This window comes from Amedibacillus sp. YH-ame6 (assembly GCF_053848845.1).
Genome location: NZ_JBSPEZ010000013.1, coordinates 1 through 19130 on the forward strand (window position 1 = coordinate 1; position 19130 = coordinate 19130).

The following is a 19130-nucleotide window of genomic DNA, read 5'->3' on the forward strand; positions in this document are numbered from 1 at the left end:
AAAGAAAACATATTTATCATACAGAAATGTAAGAGAAAATTCCACACTTAATGAAGTGGATTATTCTGTAAACCTTAATTCCACTTTTTCTCATCATTGTGGAATTAACTTTTTCACTTCACGATATAAAAATATTTTCATTTTTTTATTGACGTGATATGTAGATTTTGTTATACTATCTAAGCAATGAAACGTGGCGCGTTGGAGAAACGGTTAACTCACTTGCCTTTCACGCAAGCATTCACGGGTTCGAATCCCGTACGCGTCACCATGTAAAAGATAAACTCGTGTAATGCGAGTTTTTTTGTATCTATTTTATTAGAATTATATGAGAATATACTAAGTTGGTGTATCGTGTGTTCATTTTGGTAAAAATAATATATACTATAGGTAAGAGATTTTTGAAGAAGAGGAGATATTATGAAAAATTTAAAGAGATTAGGTATTTGTAGTATTCTTGTTTTTTCATTGTTCATCACGGGGTGTTCGAACAATGGTGGAGCAAAGGATGAAAAAGTAAACTATGTAGAGCCTACGTATAACACGGAACATACAGATGTTGATTTTAATGAGTTAACATATGTTCACCCAGATACAGATGCACTAGACGCTCTTATTGTGCAAGTAAAAGAGATATCGCAAAAAGAGGATGCAGAAGAACAGTTATTAAAAGGATATGATGATATCTTATCTTCCGTTATGAAGTATGATACTATGCAAACTCTTGTTTCTATTCTTTCTGCAAAAGATGTAAAAGATGAATTTTATAGTAATGAAGATGAATTCTTAACCAATTATTATACAAAATTAGATAATAAAATGCTGGATTTAACAAAAACTATTTTAGATTCAAAGTATGCGAAAGCTTTTGAAAATAAGATGGGAAAAGATTTCATCAAACGTTATGAAATTAATAGTAAACTTAATTCACCAGAAATTGAGGAATTAACGGAACAAGAAACAGCATTAGTAAATGAGTATAAAAAAGCATCTGTGGATCCATATACAACTACTTGGAAGGGAAAAGAAGTAGGAGTCGATGATTTGGATTTTAGTGATCCTGATGCAGCTACACCATATTATGAAATATATGAAAAAAAGAATGCCGTTACTGGAGAACTCTATCGTAAGTTGGTACAAGTACGTGTTAAAATTGCGAAAAAATTAGGTTATGACAGTTATACAGAATATGCTTATGAAGTGCTAGGTTATGACTTTAAACCAGAGGATTCGAAGAAACTTCAAGACTATGTTGTAAAGAATATCGCACCACTTTATGATAAAGTATCAAGTGCTTATCAAAGTGATATAGCGAACGCAAAAGAAAATAATACAGCAGATTTTGATAGTGGAATTCCTACACTGGAAAAGGCAATAAAAAAAGAATTCCCTGAATATATGATGAGCGCATTAGACTACATGAAGAGAAATAATATGTACCTTTATACAGATGATGCAAATGCTATTCAAGCAGCTTATTCTACATTGTTAAATGAGTATTCAGCTCCATTTATGTTTGTAAATACAAGCGTTTACACGGATCCTTCTACTATATTCCATGAATTTGGACATTATTATAATTTTTTCCATTATGCAAAATTAAAATGGAATGATTCTAACGATTTGAATTTGGCAGAAATTCATTCCCAAGGATTAGAAGTGTTGATGTACCCATATTATGAAGACTTATATGGGGAAAATGCAAAACTAATGGAATATGATAATCTTTCTTCTATGTTGCAATCTATTCTTGCAGGATGTGCAGAGGATGAATTTCAACAAGCAGTTTTTGAAGATCCAACGATGTCTTTAGATGATATGAATGCATTACATGGAAGTATTAGTACCAAATACTATGGTTATCCTCAGATTTATGAATGGGTAGATATTCACCATCATTTTGAAACACCATTCTATTATATTAGCTACGCAACGAGTGCAGTTTCTGCATTAGAATTGTGGCAGATATCATCGAAAGATAGAACGGAAGCTTTAGATATTTATGATAAAATTACAAAACATCCAGAGAATTCTCATTATTTGGATGCCCTAAAGAACGTGGGTTTATCAAATCCGTTTAAAAGCGATATCATGTCAGATATTGCAATTGCGTTAAAAAAGGAAATGGACTTATAAGTAAAAAGGATGAACATCGTTCATCCTTTCTTTTTCCCTTTGTTATCCTTTTTTCTTTTTGCTTCTTCTTGTTTATCTTTTAATGTCGTAATGATTTTTGGTTGAATTAATGGTTTTACTCGTTGCATATCATCACCTCAAATATAGTATAGCATAGCAAATATAGAATAGAAAATAAAAGTATGAATATGACATACATATGTCATATTTGCTATGGTAAGATATAAACAGAAAGTGAGGAAGTAATTATGAACTTTATAACAATTACACAGGATACTTTAGAAACAGAACATATCTGTTGTGCAATAGCAGATAAACCAAAGGAGAATTGTGTTGCGTCTAAAAAAGCATGGTTAAAACAACGAATAGAAGAAGGTTTGGTATTTACTAAATTAAACGAACGAGCAAAGGTATTTATTGAATATATTCCTGCAGAATATGCATGGGCTCCTATTGATGCGGATAAGTATATGCATATTAATTGTTTTTGGGTTTCTGGTCAATATAAAGGACAAGGATATGCAAATGCTTTATTGGAATCATGTATAAAGGATGCGAAAGAAAAAGGTAAGGATGGACTTACTGTAATTGCCTCAGAGAAGAAAAGGCCATATCTATCTGATGCACAATATTTAAAACATAAAGGCTTTCTACCTATTGATAGTGCAAATCCATTCTTTGTATTATATTACTTACCATTTCATAAAGATGCAAAAGCACCTAAATTTAAAGCGTGTGTTAAGAAAGAAGAGATTGAAGATAAGAACATTGTTCTATACTATACCAATCAATGTCCTCATACCGCAAAATATGTTCCACTTATCGAGGAAGTCGCAAAACGCTATCATACACCACTTACAGTTCATAAAATTGAAACAAGAGAAGATGCTCAAGAAGCTCCCATTCCATCTACTACCTATGCCTTATTTTATCAAGGAAAGTTTGTGACGAATGAAATTATGAGTGAAAAGAAATTTGAGAATTATTTAAAAGAAATAGGATATACCTGTTCATAAAAAAAAGAGTTCACTATGCAAAGCGTAGTGAACTCTTATACTTTCTGAATCATCAAAAGACAAGGATTCCACTCATCCCATAAAGGTAATACTTCCACATCTTCAAACCCATTTGCCTTATAAAAAGCGTATGTAGAAAGATAGCCTGGATCTTTTACAGTAGGGGATAATGTTTTTACTTGTAGGTAATGGATACCATGTGTTTGTGCATACATCTTTACTTGTTTGATAAGTTCTTTACCAATTCCTTGTCGATGATGCATGGGCAAAATACCCATAACATACACTTCTAAGGTAGTCTCACTCGTTGGTTTCAAACTTACAAAACCAATCATATTTGTTGTATCATAAGCACTTATAAGTGTTAAGTTTTCACTCTCTTTCACATACTCGTCCAGTGCTGAGGGAATTCCAAACCATTGTGGTAACTGTTCTAAAATCGTACGAATAGAAAGTTGTTGTACAGATGTACATGTTTCTGTCTTATATATCATAATGATCACCTATTCTATATATAACATTCAATATCTTTTAATGCAATTGTATAATATGTATTGACTTATAATACTATACGCCATATAATATTATTGAAGAAAGGTGATAACATGACATTTCAATTAGGATCGGCATTGCTAGATGCATGTGTACTAGCAACGCTGCACAAAGAAGATACGTATGGATATAAGTTGACTCAAGAAGTAAAAGTTGTAATGAGTGTAAGTGAATCAACGTTATATCCAGTTTTAAGAAGATTGATGCGTGATGGATACTTGGCTACCTATGACCAAGAACATCTAGGACGTAATCGTAGATATTATCGATTGACCGATTTAGGGAAAGAAAAATATGATGAATATGTAGGAGAATGGAAAGATTTCTCGACAAAAATTACCAATATACTAGAGGGAGGTACCATAAATGAATAGGGACGAATACATTTCAGAGCTACGAAGCAAACTTCGTGGACTAAGAGAAGAAGATATTGAAGATGCGATTTTATATTGTGAAGAATATTTTGAAGATGCAGGAGTAGAGAATGAGCAATCAGTGATTGAGGAATTAGGGACTCCTACAAAGTATGCAGCACAAATACGTGCAGATTTTGCGATTAGAAATAATACACAAAGACAGCGTGTTGACACAAGGAGCAAAAACCCACATACTTCTATGAAGAATATCGTAGTGATTTTTCTAGGAATTTGTGCGTTACCACTAGCCTTGCCACTCGCACTTGCAGTTGTATTATTATTCTTTGCATTCATGCTTGTTATGGTTGCGTTGATGTTTGCAGCAGTTGCTACTGTAGCGGCAGTTCTATTCTCAGGAGTTCCACTTATCATTTCTGGATTTACGAACATGGCGAATCCAGGAAATGCAATGGTTGCTCTTGGCGGAGGATTGTTGGCAATCGGATTATCCTTGTTGTTGCTTGTTGGACTTATCAAATTGATCAGTGTTTTAATTCCAGCATTTTCAAGAGCAATTACTGGAATTTATCATAAGGCAAAGGGAGGTAAAAAATATGAAAAAGCATAGAGGTGCTAAAATCACAGTTATTATTTCCTTTATACTTATTATATGCGGTTCGTTGTTGTTAGGGGCTGGTGTTGTACAAGGTGGTAGTTTACGTTACTTAAGTGTCAATTCCAATACCGTATCTTGGTGGCCTTTTGGATTTGGAAATATTGGAGTTGGGTTCTTTGATGAAGCGTTTGACGATGATTTCATGGATTCCTCAAACTCTGGTACAAGTGAAAAACAACTAGGAGATGTAAAATCTTTATCTATTGATGCAGATGTTGCAGATATTGAAATTCATCGTGGTACGACTAATAAAATACGTTATAGAGTAAGATCTAACCAAAATATATCAATCGATGAAAATAGTGGAAATGTATCTGTTGTATTAAAGCATAAACGAGGCATAAATCACAATAATGGTAGTATCTATGTTGAATTAAAAGATGAAATATATGATAAAATTAAAGTTGATTGTGCAGTTGGTGAAATTAGCATAAACGGTACTAAGACAAAAGAATTAATCGTAAAAGCAGATTTAGGGAATATCGAATTAGAAGACATTTATAGTGAACAAACACAGGTTGATGAAAAATGTGGAGAAATCAATATCGATGGTGTATTGTTGGGTAGAAGTGAAATATCTAATAAATTAGGAAGTACGGATGTAAATATCAAAGGAAATCCTAGCGAATATCGTTATGAAGTCAAGAACTCTTTAGGAAGTACACAAATAATGGATAGTGATCATGATGGAAAAGCTGATGTAGCTGGAGGAAATTCAAGTGCCAAAAACTTTATCAGTATTAAGAACTCGTTGGGTGATATTGAACTGGAGTTTAACTAAACTATGAATGCTTTTGAAAGTGCGTGTGCATATTGTAAAAAACAATGGGAAGAAATAGAAGGTATTTCTATTTCTTCCTTTCCTAAAATAAGTCAAAAACAGCAGATTCAAAACGAAACCTATTTACAAGAGTTACTAAAAGAAATAGAAGGATTTTATGAAGGCCAAGATTTTGAAATGTTGGATGCTCATATGAAACAATGGTTTCAACGTGATGAAGTTTGGAATTTATCTTGGTTAAGTGAAGAAGAAAGAGAAATATTTTACCAAATTAGTAAAAGCTTTATGAGAGATGCGAGAAGTTTTGATAATAACCTTTGTATCGAAGACATTGGACAAGCATTACGAAATGTTTGGATCATTTTAATTCTTGAAAAAGTATGCAATCGTCCATTGTCTTATCATAAAGCAATTTTTGCCTATAGTATGTTATATCCTTATACCGATAATTTTTTAGATGATAAAGATATTGAAACAAAGGATAAAAAAGAATTTAATAACTGGTTAAGTAATCGATTGATGGGGATAGATACTACGTATCAAAAAGAGAATCAAAAGAAAGTGAACGAGCTTGTTTCTATGATTGAAAGTACTTACCCTAGGGATAGCTACGAGGATGTATACCATTCCTTGTTGCATATACAAGATGGACAAAAGAAATCGTTGCTACAGAGTGATATTGAGGATTATCAAACACTATTAGAGATATCAATTGAAAAAGGGGGAGCCTCTGTATTAGCAGATGGGTATTTAATGGATGGAACGTTGAGTGATGAGGAGTACAAGTTCTGTATTTCTTTTGGCTTTATGTTACAAATAGCAGATGATATCCAGGATATTCATGAAGATTATGAAAATGGATTTCATACCTTGGCAAGTATTCAACGACAAAAAAGAGATAGTGTTTCTCTTTGCAATGCCTACTTCCAATATGTACATTCTGTGATCCATAATATTTGTCCAAATAAGGATCGAAAATTAAGAGATTTTATTGAGGAGAACTGCCGTTTGTTAATTTTTTTCTCCCTTTTAAAGAATACGCAGTATTATACTCGTAGTTTCTTATATCAGGTACAAAAAAGAATTCCTCTTAGAACATCCTTCTTGCAGTCTATGAATAGTAATCAAGAAAAATGGGCATTTTCACATGAAGAATTCATCCAAAAATTCGATATGTATTTATAAAGTAATGAAATAAAAATACAGTAGACAGAAATATAATCATAGCTATATACTTTGTATTATCACTTTATAAAATGTATATTAAAAAAAATATTCTTGAAAATCAATGTTTTATATACAAAGATGAACAGAAATGAAGAGATAGCTTGTTATAGATGTGATTGTTTATCATAGTGCCTATAATGGAATTTCTCTGCTTAAGCGACGCCAGTGTTTGATTGTGGAAAATCATAGTTCAGCTACATTTTCCTGTGATACAATATGGAGTAAGGAGGGGAGAGTTATGAAGTGCATTTTTTGTAAACAACCTGCACGATTCTTAAAATCATACCATAGCGCTTGTATGGAAGAGAAACAGGAAATAATATTAAAGATAAAGAACATAATACAGAATGTTCAAGAACATGTAATTTGTGCAGTAGATGGGAAAGTTGAGTTGGTAAAATTAGTATCATCTAACTTGTTTTATAAGAACTATCTAAAACATGAGATAAATGATTGTACTGCAATTCGAACAAATGAAACTATAATTTATATTGAATCAGGATTAAAGTTTTCGAAGTCCATGAATAGTTATAAAATGGTTAGGACAGGTTATAGATATGAGAAAGTACCAAGCTGGAATGTAACAAATGTATTGGTTGGACAAAATGTACAACTAGTTTTTACAGATAAAAGTGTCTATATGTTGTTTGATGGTAAGGTGTTATCATATTCGTATAAAAAAATTGTTAATCTTGGCGTTGAAGAGAATCTTCGTTATACTTATTTCGATATAAAAACATCTTCTCCATATCCACATCGTTTTTTCATTCAATCATTTTGTAAAAATGACTCTATCAAAATACAAAATGTGTATTTATTCTTAAGCTGCTTAATGGACTATCACCCAATGTTTGATAGATAGAAGACAAAAAACCTTTGATTAACTCCTTGTTTAAAGGAAATTAGAGGTTTTTTTATGTAAAGATGTTATGGGAGGATGATGCAATCAACTGTAAAAAAGTTCTAATTTGATGATTTGTGTTTTACTTTAATAGAAAACTGTTACAAAACATAAAATAGGAAAAATAATCAATAAAAGGTGAGGTGTGATAACTATTACACCAAGCAATGTTGTATGTGACTATCGCAATTAGTTACTAGGTGATATAAATGAATAATTATCGTGGTATTATGAAACAATATAGCGAGAGAGAACTTACTTCTAGTGGTATAGAAGCCACATAAATTGAAAGAAAACTGATAATTTTGTATTTAAAGAGAACGTTGAATCTTGAATTTGATGAATTTATCGACGCTTTGTCGACACTATATATGTATAATGAATAAGGATTGAAATTTAATACTTTTGAAAATTCTAGAATAGAGGATAGAGACATGACTATATATGAACAGTATTCTGCACAATACAACAAACGTTGGCAAGAGAGAATAGTAAAAACAAATTTTGTAACCGCATCGGTTGTCCTTATTTTTGAGATTGCTTATTATTTTATTTTGACAAAGATTGGACTTAGAAATCAAACATCATTAGAATATATTCTTCAATATATTCTTTTACCTGCTAGTATAATTTTTAGTTCGTGTATTATGGGGTGGTTCGTTGTTTATCGTAGTAATCAAAGTTCAGAAGTAAAATCATTAGCAGCTATTCTTACAACAGTTGCATTGTGTACTGCTGCGGCATCTGTCCATAATATTTTTGCTACAACTCTATGTAGCTTTTTTATCCCGCTCTCTATATCTGTAGTGTTTGGGAGTCCGCGTATTACAAATGCTGTTGGAAGTTTTTGCTTATTGGGAGAATTGATTGCTATGTGCTTTGCTAACATGGATTTAAGAGGAAATGATCCGTATTTTTTATTGGATTGTTTGATGCTCTTTATTGTGTTTGGGATATCATGGTATGCCACCCTTCTCTTGATGAAAAACGAGCAGGAGAAACGTCATGTTATTGATCGCATGAGGGAAGAACAAAGCATGTTAGAACAGAAAATATGTAATGACGAATTAACTGGTTTATATAACATGCTAGGTTTGCAACTCTTTGCAGAAGCAATAATAAACGAAAAATCCGAAAGGTATCTCGACTCAACTCTTGCCTTCTTAGACATCGATAATTTTAAGCTAGTAAATGATACGTATGGGCATGAGGCAGGAAATATTGCACTTATTTATATTGCTAACTTTTTGAAGAACCACTGCCCAAAAAATGCTTGTGTTTCGCGCTATGGAGGGGATGAATATATTATATTGCTTCCTAATGTTTCTATTATAGAATGTGAAATTCTAATGAACAATATGTTAAGCAAATTGGCTACATCGTCCATTGAAGAATTGAATGAAATGACACTTTCGCTTTCTTGTGGTGTATCAACATATGATTTCTGTACACCTGTACTAAATGCAATCAAGAACAGTGATCATGCAATGTATCAAGCAAAAAATACTGGAAAGAACCGTTGTGTAGTTTTGTAAGAATGGAGAAGAAGAATGAAATTTAAATTGAAGTTATGGTGGGTTAGATAAGGAATTTTATATAGAACAAAAATAAGCTATTCATCAATATAATACGAAGATGATGGAACACTTACTACTTATTATGGAGGGGGGGATGCGGACAAATTCTTGGACAAACGTAATCTATTTACACTCTTGCGAAGGCAAATGATTTTGAACCATATTCATATCTATCAACAATATTCAAATATTTACCTAGTCAAGATCTAATGTAGGGTCATATAAAAACTAGCCAAAGCCTTATCCAATTATAGGATGAAAGCTTTGGCTTTTCTATACACCTTTTTATCTTGTATATCATAATACCTTGAGTCAATGTAAAATTTTGTTCATCGACAAAATCATTGATTTCTTTTCGAAATAAAAGATGCATTCATAGTTATTCTCTTAGCAAGTTTACTTTGCTTCTTGATTTTTAACTATGTACACATCTTTTGTAATACTCACAAAACGCCTAGTTTTGGTAAAAAATTTATGTAATGACTCTTTTTCTACGAGATTCCGTCACTATTTCTAGATAACTATAAAAACTTTTTGTATCTTTATTTAAGTATGGTATTAATTTATAATTATCTACAATTTTCACATTATGATAAGCAATTATTTGAAAAAAATTAAGTATATTTCTATTATTTAAACCATCATCTAATGACATTGATTGAGATAGTGTAATAATGCATTTGTCCTCTCAGGCGTTAAAAAAACTCTTAATTCCTTTGTTTATAAAGGTTTAAGAGTTAATTTTATACTGGTGCGGGCGACAGGACTTGAACCTGCACGCGCAAGGCACTAGATCCTAAGTCTAGCGTGTCTGCCAATTTCACCACGCCCGCATGTGCCTATTTATTATAGCATATTTTTCAAATGTTGCAATTACTTTTTTGGAAATTTTTAAATTTTTTAGTGAAAGCATTTCTGTTATCAAGATATGATATACTAATATATATTATATGAGGTGAATTTATGAAAAATTGGATTAACAAAGCTGTCTTTTATCACATCTATCCTTTAGGATTGTGTGGTGCCCCACGTTTCCATGAAGAAACGATAACCCATTCTATTATCAAAGTATTAGATTGGATACCACATCTAAAACAGATGCAAATAAATGCGGTATATTTAGGACCTGTATTTGAAAGTTATGAACACGGATATGATACAAGTGACTATCGTATGCTTGATCGTCGTTTAGGGGATAATGAGGATTTTAAAAGGGTGTGTGATGCTCTTCATGAAGAAGGTATTCATATTGTGTTGGATGGAGTGTTTAATCATGTGGGAAGAGAATTTTTTGCGTTCAAGGATATTTTAAAAAATAGAGAAAATTCTAAGTATTTGAATTGGTTTGTGAATGTTCGTTTTGATCAAAACAATCCATACAATGATGGGTTCAATTATGATACATGGCAAGGGTACCATAACCTTATAAAGTTGAATTTAAAAAATGAGGAAGTTGTACAATATTTATTAGAATCTGTTGGCATGTGGATGGATGATTTTCATGTGAATGGATTGCGATTGGATGCGGCAGATTGTATTGATTTAGAGTTCTTCCATCGTTTGAAGGGATATTGTAAGAGAAAAGATGAATCTTTTTGGTTGATGGGAGAAATCATTCATGGGGATTATACTGTATGGGCTAATAATGATACTTTAGATTCAGTAACGAATTATGAATGTTATAAGGGGCTATATTCATCTCATAATGATAAGAATTATTTTGAAATTGGACATTCTCTTAATCGACAGTTTGCGAAAGGGGGAATCTATGAACACTTACATTTATACAACTTCGTAGATAATCATGATGTTAACCGACTTGCGAGCACATTGAAAGATAAAATAGATTTAGTGAACGTGTATACCTTACTCTATACAATGCCAGGCATTCCTTCTGTGTACTATGGTAGTGAATGGGCGATGGAAGGTAAGAAACATGATGGAAGTGATGCGGATATTCGTCCTTCCATAGAGATTGAAAAGATGAAGGACATACCTCTAACTAAACACATTGCAAAGCTAGGGAGTATACGACAACAATATCCAGTGTTATTTGATGGGACGTATGAATCCATTTCATTAAAGAATGAACAGTTCGTATTTAAGCGTTATAATGAAGAAATGAGTCTTACTATTGTGTTGAACGTTGCGAATACTGATTGTGAAGTGGATATCGCATCTCAACGAATGGATTTATTTGATGTGTTAGAAGATACATCTTATCCTTGTATAAAGGATAACGTGCGTATATGTGTGAAAGCAAAAAGTTCATGTATTCTAATAGAAAAACAGAGTGTAACACCTCCAAAAACCCTCATTCAGAAAGAAGATAAGAAAACTTTGATAGTAGAGCAGCCTTTACAGAAACCACTTGTGGTAGAAATAAATGAAGATCTTCCTTTAGGGCGTTATGAACATTTTAAAGGGAAACACTATGCTGTATTATATGTTGGATACCATAGTGAAACTTTAGAGAAATATGTTGTATATCGCCAACTGTATGGAGAAGGTAGTGTGTGGGTACGTCCACTAAGCATGTTTAAAGAAAACGTGGAAGTAGATGGGAAACAAGTGCCTAGGTTTCGATATATAAAAGAGTAAAGGGAGAAATCCCTTTTTTCTAATTATATAAGTTTTCTATAGAATAAAATGATAAAAATATACTTTAAAGATGGATAGTTTATCTTTCAAAGAGGTGGGAATATCTTGTTTTATAAAAATAGTTTAGAAAATAAGTGACCAGAGGATAGAAAATATTTAAAAAGGATATACAAATATAATAACAAATTTCTATTTCATTTTAATAAATGCTATAATATATACAAATGAAAAATACAAAGCTTCAAAAACGATATGTATGAAATGAAAGATGAGAGAAGGAGTAAAGAGCATATGAAATCCATCCGAAGTAAAATTATTTTGCTTGTTGTAGGATGTGTGGTGGTATCCTCAGTAGCCATAGGAGTTATGAGCTTTTTTAATGCTCGTCATGTGGTATTGCAAGATTCTAAACAAATCATGAATCTTTTATGTGAAAATAAATCAGAAAATTTTAATGAAACCTTCAAACGAATTGAACAATCTGTTGAAACGTTGGCAATTTATGTTGATCAAGAAGTATCGAACGCAATAGAATCCCTTCAGACGACGCAAGAGTTTGATGAATTTTCAGAACATATGTTACCAACTACGCTTGCGGCAGCACAAAATACAGAGAATGTTATTAGTGTTTACTTTCGCTTTGATCCTACCTTTTCATCTACTCCCTCTGGCCTGTTTTATACAGTTGATGATGATGGATCCTTCAAGAAAGAAGAACCTACGGATCTTACCAAGTATGAAGAAGATGATACTGCTCATGTAGGGTGGTTTTATGGCGCAAAAAACACAGGGAAGCCGACATGGTTACCACCATATTATAATGAAAATATAGGTGTTGAAATGATATCTTATGTAGTTCCACTTTATTATCAGGAAACCTTTATCGGTGTGGTAGGCATGGATATCGATTTCGAGCATATAAAGAACGTTGTATCTGGCACTAAAGTATATGATAGTGGATATGCTTTCTTGACAGATGATAAAGCACATATTGTTTATCATAAAGAATTGAAAAGTGGAACAAATTTGATTGATTACAACCAGGGTGAATTTAAATCAATGGCAAAGGCATTGTTGAAAGAAAGTAAAGAAAACGATGAACTTATCGATTATTCCTATGGAGGTATTTATAAACAAGCTACCTTTCAAAGCTTGGAAAATGGAATGCGCTTTATAGTTTCTGCGCCAACAGATGAAATTGACGAGCAAGCAAATGCGCTCTTGAGTCAAATACTGATGGGAAGTTTTGTTATTCTATTTATTACGATTTTATTAGTGTATGCTTTTAGTAAACGGCTGGTGCATCCATTAGCGGAGTTAACAAGTGCAGCAAAGGAAATAGCAAATGGGGATTTAAGCGTTACTATTACTCATCATTCAAAAGATGAAGTTGGAGTTCTTTCTGAGGCTTTGCGACAAACAATAGCACAACTTCGTAAAAGCTTTGATAAAATTAATGCGCTTGCATATATAGATTATTTAACAGGTACGAAAAATAAGACAGCCTATATGGAACATGTTTTCGATATAGAGGAAAAGATGAAACAAGAATCGGTTCGTTTTTCTGTTATTGTTTTTGATTTAAATGATTTAAAGATTGTAAATGATACATTGGGGCATGATGCAGGAGATGGGTTTATATTACACGCAACAAAGATTATTCAAGATAGTTTTCAAGGTTTCCCACTATATCGGATAGGTGGAGATGAATTTGTTGTGGTTATAGAAAATCAAACAATACATAAAGAACGTGAAATGTTATCACTGTATTTAGAAAAGATAGAAGAGTATAATTTTGGGCAAGGAAATGTTAAGATATCCATTGCATATGGGGTGGCAAGTTATGAATCTGGCGTAGATAATAGCTTTAAAGATGTGTTTAAACGTGCAGATAATGAGATGTATGAGTGTAAACAAAAAATGAAAGGAAAAAAATAAGAGGAGAGTAGGGCGATTGCATTTAGTTGTAGATTTGAGAATACATGAAGAAAAGATATATAGGTTAGAAATGTAATCTTTTGGTTAAAAATGAAAGAAACCAATATTTCTTATTTCTATTCCGCATTATTCATATTATAATGAAACTAGTGAAGGGATGTAGGAAATGAAAATATTGGTAATGAGTGATACCCATGGGGAACTTGAAAAAACACGTAGGATATTAGAAAATAGTGAACCTGTGAATATTTTCATTCATCTAGGTGATATTGGATTTCCTTTACAAGAATTATCAAAATTTCACTTGGTGTGTGGAAATCACGATAAAGATTCCTCTTTGCCTTTGGAATTAATTATGGATTTAGAAGAACGTAAAGTGTTATGTATCCATGGAAATAGATTTGACGATGAGACCATTCTTGAAGTTTTATCACAAAAGAATATCAAGAGTGAGGATTTAATGGATTTTTGTATGGCCACCTTATATGGTAAAATTGCATCCTATGCAAAAAGAAAAGGGTGCGATACTGTATTTTTCGGGCATACACATCATCAGTTTTCAGGAGTTGTAGATGGTGTTACATTAGTGAATCCAGGTTCTGTATGTTTTGGTACACCACAAAGTGGATATGCTATTGTAGAGATACAACATATGGAAATGGTTACTAGACTTTATCATTGTGATGAAGAGTCTGGCTTGGATTCATAATAGAAAGAGGAGAATGTATGTTCACAAAATTATTAAAGAAATTAGGATTCACAAAAGAAGAGGCAAGTTGGATCCTTTATGATGTTGGAAATAGTGCACAAGTATTAACCACTTGTACTGTTATATTTCCAATGTTAATCGCTAAGATCACACCAGGGGATAGTAGTGTGTATGTGGGATGGGCAAATGCAGTGTATGCTATTATATTGGCACTGATATCTCCAGTATTAGGTACCATGGCAGATTATAAAGATAAGAAAATGAAGATGTTTAAATTCTTTCTTTTTCTTGGAATTGCGGGAGGTTTTGGTTTAGCACTACCTTTTATCGACTATAAAATGGCAATCGTAATTTTCATTATCGCAATGCTAGGTTACAATGGTTCTATTATCTTCTATGATGCATTTATTGTAGATGTGTGTGATGATGATCGTGTTGATAAAGTATCTGCTGCAGGATATGCATGGGGATATATTGGAAGTGTGTTACCTTTTATTATATTTATTATTCCTTTCGCTGCAGTTACTTTGTTTGGGGATGCGAATGGGGATTTAGTACTTGGTGGATTTACATTGTCTTATCGTTTAGCTTGCGGGTTAACAATGGGGATGGCGGTTATTTGGTGGTGGCTGTATTCACGTCCAATGTTGAAAAATGTAAAACAAACGCATTATCATGAACCAGTACCCAATGTAGTGAAAGAATCCTTTTCACATTTATATCATACGTTTAAAGATGTAAAGAAGAATAAAAATATCTTTCTGTTTTGTATATCCTATTTCTTTTATATCGATTGTGTAAATACGGTTATTAAAATGGCAGTAAGCCTAGCAACGGAAATGGGTATCAGTGATGTTATGAGCTTGGTTGTCGTTATCTTTATTAATGTTATTGCTTGCCCTGCATCTATCTTCTTTGGTCGATTGGTAGGTCGTTTCGGATCTAAGAAAATGATTTATGCAGGTATTATTGGATATGTTGGTGTAGTAGCGAGTGGAGTTATGATTAAGAGTAATCCAAACTTTATTTGGGCTGTGGCAATCTTAGTAGGATTATTCCAAGGTGGAATTCAATCCGTATCAAGAAGTTACTTTGCGAAGCTAATTCCAGATAAAGCAGATAGTAATGAGTTCTTTGGATTCTTTTCTGTATTCTCTAAATTCTCGGCGATCTTAGGACCAATCGCAGTTTCTGTGATTATCATGATGACAGGGGAAACGCGTTATGGTATTTTAGGACTTATTCCACTTATGATTTTAGGGGCTATCTTCTTAGCATTTGTGAAAGATCCAGAAAGCGAAAAAGAAATGAAGAAGAATTATAAAAAGAACAAAGCATAATACATATTGTATATAGGAATGAAAGAAAAGCAGACGCCACATATGGAGTCTGCTTATTTTGGTTGATAGACACTACCGATAAATAGAGGTAGACAATCTTTGGTTGTTAGAACATATAAGAAAGGGCGATTGAAATTCAATGATACTTTACCCTCCGGATTTCTTGCGGTTTCTATTAAATCAACTTTTGTATAACTTGTGGCTGTTACACCAAATTCGTTCACATCCATTTGTGTGCCTTGTAGGATGGAGGAAATATATATGTTATTTTTGAATTGCGCATTTTGTTCAAAGGCTTGTTGAACACCAAGGTGTTGAAACATGCTTTTTAAATTTAAGTCTGTATTGTATTTGAATTTAGGAAGAGCAAGGTTTATTAACTTACTTTCTTCTGCTTGTTTATTATCGAGTTCTTCTAACCAATCGCTTTGTAATACATCTTCTACTGTAGTTTGTTGTGTTGGTAGGAAGAAATACATTAGATTACCATCCTTTAAGGGAAGTTGTGTTCTTTCGTAGTCTTCTGTTTTTAAGTATGGACTATCTATTAACATATGCATGAAATCTGCTTTTATAGTAGTATTCTCTGCTTGATAGAAATTATCTTGTTTTGTAAGTTCTTGTGTGAAAGGTTGTTCCCATTCATTCAGCAGGGAGATCGTATTCATGATAGATAGTTTGGTATCTTTTTGAATAGGCAAGTCGATATTCCATGTTACTTTGCTTTGCTTATTGAGCCAATCCACCATTTGTTTATTTGTGTTTTCGTTATTGAAATCAACTGAGTAGGTATCCGCAAAATATTGTTTTTCTAATGTTTGTTTCCATGCGGAATCTAAGCTAAATTGAGCATCTATCCAAAGAGAATTTCCTAAAAGGATATGTTCGTTTTGTTTTAGGGATTGAATTAAATCTTTACTTTGTTTTGCTAAAGATTTATTTGTACCATCGAAGGTTAATCCTTCATGGATTTCTTTTAGAGTTGTATCTTGTGCGCCTTGTGCACTCATACTTAAGGCAAGATATGCACTCATAGGAGAATAACAAATGTTTTCTTGTTTGTTTAGTAGGAAGGCTGCACTCTTACTAGAAAATTGCTTCGCGGACTTTATCATATCCTTTGATAATGGTATTTCTTTCTTTGGCTCACTTGTTGCATTATTAACAGAGCATCCAAGCAATACACAGGAAACTAGTAGAATTGAACCTATATGTTTAGATTTCATAAAATCCCTCCATTCTACAATTTATACCCTATGGAAAAGGAAAATGTTTCAAAAAAAAGACGCTTTCGCATCTTTTCTTATTTTTGATTTTGTCGGATAAGATTTAATGTTCCACCTGCTTTAATAGTTTCGATATCTAAAGCTGTTAAATTATGAGCAACCTGATAAGAAAGGCCTTTTGTAAGGTTCATCATTGTGACAGGTGTGTTTTCCTTTAAGTTCATTAAATCGCTTAATTTTAATTCGTCCATTTCATCAATTGTATCGTAATCACTTTCCTTGATAAAGGTAAAAGGAAGGATACCGAAATTGATTAAGTTTGCACGATGAATTCTTGCAAAACTTTTCGCAACCACAGCTTTAATTCCTAAATACATAGGAGCTAGTGCGGCATGTTCACGAGAACTTCCTTGACCATAGTTGTTTCCAGCAATGATAAATCCACCACCATATTTTAAACAATCATCATGGAAGCTTTCCTTTACGTTCATAAAAATAAATTCACTTATTTTTTCTATGTTAGAACGATAAGGAAGAACTTTTGCGCCTGCAGGTGCAATATGATCTGTTGTGATATTGTCATCAACTTTAATCATAACTTGTTTTACAATTGTATCATCTAATGGTGTATTGATTGGTAATGGTTTGATATTTGGACCACGAATAACTTCTGTTTCTTCTGCTGTTTCTTTGTCAGGAATGATTACCATACGATCATCGATGGTAAAATTAGCAGGTTCTTCTGGTAATGTATAATCCACAGTTCTAGGGTCTACAATGTATCCAGCCAATGCACTTGCGGCAGCCGTTTCAGGAGAAACTAAGCATACTTTAGCACTTAAGGTACCACTTCTTCCATAGAAGTTACGGTTGAAGGTACGAAGAGATAATGCATTCGTAATAGGGGATTGTCCCATACCAATGCAAGGACCACAAGTACTTTCTAAAATACGAGCTCCAGCAGAAATCATATCCGCTAGTCCTCCATTTTGAGAAATCATGTGAAGAACTTGACGAGAACCAGGAGATACAACTAAAGAAACACTTGGATCTACTGTTTTACCATGTAACATATTGGCAACACTCATCATGTCCATATAAGAAGAGTTTGTACAACTTCCTATCGCAACTTGATCTACTTTTAAACCTAATACTTCAGATAAAGGTAATACATTATCAGGAGAGTGAGGCATTGCAATCATTGGCTCTAAAGCATTTAAATCAAGTTCAATTACTTGATCATAAACAGCATCTTCATCTGCCTTGATTTCTGTGTAATCATTTTCACGTTGTTGTTTCTTTAAGAATTCATAAGTGACTTCATCACTTGGGAAAACGGAAGTAGTTGCGCCTAATTCAGCCCCCATATTGGTAATGGTTGCACGTTGAGGAATGCTTAGGGTAGAAACACCATCTCCACTATATTCAATTACATTTCCAACGCCGCCTTTAACGCTTAAAATTTGTAATACTTTAAGTATGATATCTTTTGAACTAACACCTTTTGTTAAACTTCCACTCAGTTTCACATTGATGATTTTTGGCATATTCAAATGAAATGGCATACCCGCCATTGCGCAAGCAACATCTAATCCACCAGCACCAATCGCAATGGATCCGATACCTCCAGCAGTTGGTGTATGAGAATCACTTCCTAATAAGGTTGCTCCTGGTTTTGCAAAGCGTTCTAAATGAACTTGGTGACAAATCCCGTTTCCAGGACGAGAGAAACGAACTCCATGTTTCATAGCTACGGTTTGTAAATACTTGTGATCATCTGCGTTTTCAAAGCCACTTTGTAACGTGTTGTGATCTACATAACTAATGGATATATCAGTTTTTACTTGATCCACTCCCATGGCTTCTAATTGTAGATACGCCATGGTACCTGTAGCATCTTGTGTTAATGTTTGATCCATATGGATGGCGATTGGTTCACCACGATTCATCTCACCTTCGATAAGATGTGCTTTTAATATTTTCTCTGTAATTGTTGGCATAAATCTTCTTCCTTTCTCATATACAAGGATTATTATACCATGAAAAATGAAAATATTTCATTGATTTTATGAAAAATATGATATAATATTGAAA

Annotated in this window: 15 protein-coding genes and 2 tRNA genes; 13 read left to right on the forward strand and 4 right to left on the reverse strand. The window is 33.0% G+C overall.

Translation table 11 applies throughout. The features are described 5' to 3' along the window. Positions 1-195 precede the first annotated feature (195 nt). The 3 genes from ACWG0P_RS09435 (at position 196) to ACWG0P_RS09445 (ending at position 3152) form a co-directional block, all read left to right on the forward strand. Positions 196-271: transfer RNA gene (locus ACWG0P_RS09435), tRNA-Glu, on the forward strand. A gap of 149 nt (positions 272-420) precedes the next feature. After that, positions 421-2136: a peptidase M3 gene (locus ACWG0P_RS09440; protein ID WP_455801505.1), complete on the forward strand. Its 1716-nt coding sequence runs from the start codon at positions 421-423 to the stop codon at positions 2134-2136. Positions 2137-2384: 248 nt separating this feature from the next. Next, positions 2385-3152 (forward strand): GNAT family N-acetyltransferase, encoded by a 768-nt coding sequence (locus tag ACWG0P_RS09445; RefSeq protein ID WP_455801506.1) that lies wholly within the window; start codon positions 2385-2387, stop codon positions 3150-3152. 35 nt (positions 3153-3187) lie between these two features. Here the strand turns inward: ACWG0P_RS09445 and ACWG0P_RS09450 are convergent, their stop codons facing one another. Then, positions 3188-3646 (reverse strand): GNAT family N-acetyltransferase, encoded by a 459-nt coding sequence (locus tag ACWG0P_RS09450; protein WP_455801507.1) that lies wholly within the window; start codon positions 3644-3646, stop codon positions 3188-3190. 111 nt (positions 3647-3757) lie between these two features. On the opposite strand from ACWG0P_RS09450, the gene ACWG0P_RS09455 reads away from it, so the two are divergent. From ACWG0P_RS09455 to ACWG0P_RS09480, 6 genes are all read left to right on the forward strand, one after another. Continuing rightward, a complete protein-coding gene (locus tag ACWG0P_RS09455) occupies positions 3758-4078 on the forward strand; it encodes a PadR family transcriptional regulator (protein WP_455789595.1) in 321 nt (106 codons plus the stop codon). Beyond that, a complete protein-coding gene (locus ACWG0P_RS09460) occupies positions 4071-4688 on the forward strand; it encodes a DUF1700 domain-containing protein (protein WP_455801508.1) in 618 nt (205 codons plus the stop codon). Before ACWG0P_RS09455 ends, ACWG0P_RS09460 begins: the two co-directional genes overlap by 8 nt. After that, complete coding sequence (locus ACWG0P_RS09465) at positions 4675-5517, forward strand: DUF4097 family beta strand repeat-containing protein (RefSeq protein ID WP_455801509.1); 843 nt, start codon at positions 4675-4677, stop codon at positions 5515-5517. Before ACWG0P_RS09460 ends, ACWG0P_RS09465 begins: the two co-directional genes overlap by 14 nt. 3 nt (positions 5518-5520) lie before the next feature. Continuing rightward, a complete protein-coding gene (locus ACWG0P_RS09470; RefSeq protein WP_455801510.1) occupies positions 5521-6702 on the forward strand; it encodes a hypothetical protein in 1182 nt (393 codons plus the stop codon). A 280-nt stretch (positions 6703-6982) separates the two neighbouring features. Then, positions 6983-7606, forward strand: coding sequence for a hypothetical protein (locus ACWG0P_RS09475; RefSeq protein WP_455801511.1), 624 nt, complete (start codon positions 6983-6985; stop codon positions 7604-7606). A 473-nt stretch (positions 7607-8079) separates the two neighbouring features. Further along, on the forward strand, positions 8080-9180 hold the full coding sequence (locus tag ACWG0P_RS09480; RefSeq protein ID WP_455801512.1) for a GGDEF domain-containing protein: 1101 nt from the start codon (positions 8080-8082) through the stop codon (positions 9178-9180). A 791-nt stretch (positions 9181-9971) separates the two neighbouring features. Here the strand turns inward: ACWG0P_RS09480 and ACWG0P_RS09485 are convergent. Next, positions 9972-10055 (reverse strand) — tRNA-Leu (locus ACWG0P_RS09485). A 130-nt stretch (positions 10056-10185) separates the two neighbouring features. Between ACWG0P_RS09485 and ACWG0P_RS09490 the strand changes: the two genes are divergently transcribed. The 4 genes from ACWG0P_RS09490 (at position 10186) to ACWG0P_RS09505 (ending at position 15810) form a co-directional block, all read left to right on the forward strand. Beyond that, on the forward strand, positions 10186-11823 hold the full coding sequence (locus ACWG0P_RS09490) for a DUF1653 domain-containing protein (protein WP_455801513.1): 1638 nt from the start codon (positions 10186-10188) through the stop codon (positions 11821-11823). A gap of 291 nt (positions 11824-12114) precedes the next feature. Then, positions 12115-13761 carry a sensor domain-containing diguanylate cyclase gene (locus ACWG0P_RS09495; RefSeq protein WP_455801514.1) on the forward strand — a complete coding sequence of 549 codons (1647 nt, stop codon included), beginning with the start codon at positions 12115-12117 and terminating at the stop codon, positions 13759-13761. A gap of 166 nt (positions 13762-13927) precedes the next feature. After that, positions 13928-14470 carry a metallophosphoesterase family protein gene (locus tag ACWG0P_RS09500; RefSeq protein ID WP_455801515.1) on the forward strand — a complete coding sequence of 181 codons (543 nt, stop codon included), beginning with the start codon at positions 13928-13930 and terminating at the stop codon, positions 14468-14470. A gap of 17 nt (positions 14471-14487) precedes the next feature. Next, positions 14488-15810 (forward strand): MFS transporter, encoded by a 1323-nt coding sequence (locus ACWG0P_RS09505; protein ID WP_455801516.1) that lies wholly within the window; start codon positions 14488-14490, stop codon positions 15808-15810. A 53-nt stretch (positions 15811-15863) separates the two neighbouring features. On the opposite strand, the gene ACWG0P_RS09510 is transcribed toward ACWG0P_RS09505, so the two are convergent. Both ACWG0P_RS09510 and ACWG0P_RS09515 read right to left on the reverse strand, forming a co-directional pair. Then, entirely contained in the window at positions 15864-17036 is a 1173-nt protein-coding gene (locus ACWG0P_RS09510) for a serpin family protein (protein WP_455801517.1), read from the reverse strand. A 77-nt stretch (positions 17037-17113) separates the two neighbouring features. Next, positions 17114-19036 carry an aconitate hydratase gene (locus ACWG0P_RS09515; RefSeq protein WP_455801518.1) on the reverse strand — a complete coding sequence of 641 codons (1923 nt, stop codon included), beginning with the start codon at positions 19034-19036 and terminating at the stop codon, positions 17114-17116. Positions 19037-19130: the final 94 nt, after the last annotated feature.

What these genes read in the sequence shown, in the direction of transcription:
- ACWG0P_RS09440 (WP_455801505.1), top strand. Translation starts at nt 421, where the DNA reads ATGAAAAATTTAAAGAGATTAGGTATTTGTAGTATTCTTGTTTTTTCA.
- ACWG0P_RS09460 (WP_455801508.1), top strand. Translation starts at nt 4,071, where the DNA reads ATGAATAGGGACGAATACATTTCAGAGCTACGAAGCAAACTTCGTGGA.
- ACWG0P_RS09455 (WP_455789595.1), top strand. Translation starts at nt 3,758, where the DNA reads ATGACATTTCAATTAGGATCGGCATTGCTAGATGCATGTGTACTAGCA.
- ACWG0P_RS09515 (WP_455801518.1), bottom strand. Translation starts at nt 19,036, where the DNA reads ATGCCAACAATTACAGAGAAAATATTAAAAGCACATCTTATCGAAGGT.
- ACWG0P_RS09510 (WP_455801517.1), bottom strand. Translation starts at nt 17,036, where the DNA reads ATGAAATCTAAACATATAGGTTCAATTCTACTAGTTTCCTGTGTATTG.
- ACWG0P_RS09470 (WP_455801510.1), top strand. Translation starts at nt 5,521, where the DNA reads ATGAATGCTTTTGAAAGTGCGTGTGCATATTGTAAAAAACAATGGGAA.
- ACWG0P_RS09475 (WP_455801511.1), top strand. Translation starts at nt 6,983, where the DNA reads ATGAAGTGCATTTTTTGTAAACAACCTGCACGATTCTTAAAATCATAC.
- ACWG0P_RS09450 (WP_455801507.1), bottom strand. Translation starts at nt 3,646, where the DNA reads ATGATATATAAGACAGAAACATGTACATCTGTACAACAACTTTCTATT.
- ACWG0P_RS09500 (WP_455801515.1), top strand. Translation starts at nt 13,928, where the DNA reads ATGAAAATATTGGTAATGAGTGATACCCATGGGGAACTTGAAAAAACA.
- ACWG0P_RS09505 (WP_455801516.1), top strand. Translation starts at nt 14,488, where the DNA reads ATGTTCACAAAATTATTAAAGAAATTAGGATTCACAAAAGAAGAGGCA.
- ACWG0P_RS09495 (WP_455801514.1), top strand. Translation starts at nt 12,115, where the DNA reads ATGAAATCCATCCGAAGTAAAATTATTTTGCTTGTTGTAGGATGTGTG.
- ACWG0P_RS09490 (WP_455801513.1), top strand. Translation starts at nt 10,186, where the DNA reads ATGAAAAATTGGATTAACAAAGCTGTCTTTTATCACATCTATCCTTTA.
- ACWG0P_RS09445 (WP_455801506.1), top strand. Translation starts at nt 2,385, where the DNA reads ATGAACTTTATAACAATTACACAGGATACTTTAGAAACAGAACATATC.
- ACWG0P_RS09465 (WP_455801509.1), top strand. Translation starts at nt 4,675, where the DNA reads ATGAAAAAGCATAGAGGTGCTAAAATCACAGTTATTATTTCCTTTATA.
- ACWG0P_RS09480 (WP_455801512.1), top strand. Translation starts at nt 8,080, where the DNA reads ATGACTATATATGAACAGTATTCTGCACAATACAACAAACGTTGGCAA.